At 56.2% G+C, this 2,580-nt stretch carries 3 protein-coding genes; all 3 read left to right on the plus strand.

Annotated elements, in window-relative coordinates; genetic code table 11:
• The first annotated feature begins 115 nt into the window (after positions 1-115).
• Complete coding sequence (gene istA / locus AACY18_RS27800; protein ID WP_339434344.1) at positions 116-1,615, plus strand: IS21 family transposase; 1,500 nt, start codon at positions 116-118, stop codon at positions 1,613-1,615.
• Positions 1,608-2,411 carry an IS21-like element ISPsy20 family helper ATPase IstB gene (gene istB, locus AACY18_RS27805; RefSeq protein ID WP_339434343.1) on the plus strand — a complete coding sequence of 268 codons (804 nt, stop codon included), beginning with the start codon at positions 1,608-1,610 and terminating at the stop codon, positions 2,409-2,411. Before istA ends, istB begins: the two co-directional genes overlap by 8 nt.
• On the plus strand, positions 2,398-2,580 hold a 183-nt coding region (locus tag AACY18_RS27810; protein WP_339434342.1), incomplete at its 3' end, for a hypothetical protein. The genes istB and AACY18_RS27810, both read left to right, overlap by 14 nt.

Raw genomic sequence — 2,580 nt, forward strand, 5'->3', positions numbered from 1 at the left:
TGTTGCCGCTGACCGAAAACTGACCCAGTAGAGGCTGTTCTGCCGACTGAAAACTGACCCAGGTGTTCAACTGCTTCTGCTCACTTTTTGAGCAGGAGAACACAGGGTGATCAGCATGGAAATGTTGGGGAAAATCCGGCGGATGTACTTCCGCGACAAGCTCTCGCTGCATCAGATAGCCAAGCGTACCGGGCTGTCGAGAAACACCATCCGAAAATGGGTCAGAGCGCCCGAAGTCACTCAGCCGGCGTACCATCGGTGCGCGACCTTCAACAAACTCAGCCCTTTCCACGACACGCTGGAACAGGCGCTGAAAGCCGACTCGTTCCGGGCAAAGCACAATCGCAGAAGCGCCAAAGCACTTTTCGAGCAGATCAAGGCCGAGGGTTATGACGGCGGCTACAGCCAGCTCACGGCGTTTGTACGCTCGTGGCGAGGCGAGCAAGGCAAGTGTTTACGCGCTTTTGTACCGCTGACGTTTGCGCTCGGTGAAGCCTTTCAATTTGACTGGAGCGAAGAAGGGCTGCTGATCGGAGGCCTGTTTCGACGCATCCAGGTCTCCCACATGAAGCTGTGCGCCAGTCGCGCATTCTGGTTGGTTGCGTACCCGAGCCAAGGTCACGAGATGCTATTCGATGCCCATACACGCTCGTTCGGAGCATTAGGTGGCGTGCCGCGTCGCGGCATTTACGACAACATGAAAACGGCTGTCGACAAGGTCAACAAAGGCAAGGGTCGCACGGTCAATGCCCGGTTTTCCGTGATGTGCGCGCACTACCTGTTCGATCCGGATTTCTGCAACGTAGCCTCTGGCTGGGAAAAGGGCATTGTCGAGAAGAACGTTCAGGACAGCCGGAGGCGAATCTGGCTCGATGCTCAAAACTGCATGTTCCATACCTTCGAGGAGCTGAACGTCTGGCTCGGCCAACGCTGTCGTGCGCTCTGGGGTGAACTTATACATCCGCAATACAACGGTTTGACGGTGGCAGAAGTCCTGGAGCTGGAGCAGGTTGAAATGATGCCGATGCCGACGGCTTTTGATGGCTACGTCGAACGCACCGTCCGTGTTTCTAGCACCTGCCTGATCAGCGTGTCGAGAAATCGTTATTCGGTGCCTTGCGAGCGTGTTGGTCAGTGGGTCAGCAGCCGCTTGTACCCTTCGCGGATCGTGGTCATCGCTGACGAAACGGTGATCGCCAGCCACGAGCGCCTTTTTGATCGAGATCAGGTCAGTTTTGACTGGCAGCACTACATCCCACTTATTGAACGCAAGCCTGGTGCATTGCGCAATGGCGCTCCATTTGCCGATCTGCCGAAGCCGTTACTGCTTCTCAAGCGGGGACTGAGGCGTCATACCAACGGTGATCGAATCATGATGCAGGTACTGGCTGCTGTGCCCATCGCCGGTCTCGAACCGGTGCTGGTGGCGGTGGAGCTGGTACTTGAGTCGGGAAGTCTCAGCGCCGATCACATCCTCAATGTCGTTGCCCGCCTGACCTCCACCGCACCTCCTCCCTGCGTAGAAACCAGCTTGCAACTCAAGGTAGCGCCTGTTGCCAATACGGCGCGCTACGACCGGCTCCGTTCGACTGATGAGGAGAATCGCAATGCGTGACCTAATGACGGAACTCAAAGAACTGCGCCTGCACGGCATGGCCAGTGCTTGGGAAGAACTGGTCTCTCAAGGAACAGCGTCGACGGCTTCATCGAAATGGCTGCTGGAACATCTGCTTCAACAGGAACATGCGGATCGAGCGGTGCGCTCAGTAAACCACCAGATGAACATGGCAAAACTCCCAATGCACCGTGATTTAGCTGGCTTTGACTTCAGCGCTTCCTGCGCTGATGCCCGGTTGGTCAAGGAGTTATCCAGCCTGGAGTTTACGGAGACAGCGCAAAATGTGGTGTTCATCGGTGGGCCTGGAACCGGAAAAACACACTTGGCCAGTGCCTTGGCTGTATCCGGAATCACGGCGTACAACAAACGCGTGCGCTTCTTTTCCACGGTGGATCTGGTGAATCTGCTGGAGCGTGAGAAGTACGATGGCAAGGCAGGGCGAATCGCCCAGGCACTGCTTCGCACAGACCTGGTGATACTGGATGAACTCGGATATTTGCCCTTCAGCCAAAGCGGCGGCGCCCTGTTATTTCACCTGCTGTCCAAACTGTACGAACACACCAGCGTGGTCATCACCACCAACCTGAGCTTCTCGGAATGGTCGAGTGTGTTTGGCGACGCCAAGATGACCACCGCGTTGTTGGATCGGCTGACACACCACTGCCACATCGTCGAAACGGGCAACGAGTCCTACCGCCTGCAACATAGCACCTTGGCCGCCCAGACAAAGATCAAGTCACGGGAACGAAAGCGCAAGGACGGAGATGGTATCGAGGACGATGAACCGTTTTGATCTGCACCGTAAACACCCTGCCGCATGCCTGCATGCGGTGGGGCCCGATGCGTCGTCAACCGGAACACTGCTGCTAAGCTTATCCACAATTGCTGTGGCAAAAATCAGCAATCCGTCCTGGGTCATTTTTCAATCGGCAGGGTGGGTCAGTTTTCAATCAGCGCCAACA

Source organism: Pseudomonas sp. EA_65y_Pfl2_P74 (assembly GCF_963970575.1).
GTDB classification, from domain to species: domain Bacteria; phylum Pseudomonadota; class Gammaproteobacteria; order Pseudomonadales; family Pseudomonadaceae; genus Aquipseudomonas; species Aquipseudomonas baetica_A.

Bases quoted from the DNA above. Each gene is read 5' to 3' on its own strand.
- istA (WP_339434344.1), top strand. From the start codon at position 116: ATGGAAATGTTGGGGAAAATCCGGCGGATGTACTTCCGCGACAAGCTC.
- istB (WP_339434343.1), top strand. From the start codon at position 1,608: ATGCGTGACCTAATGACGGAACTCAAAGAACTGCGCCTGCACGGCATG.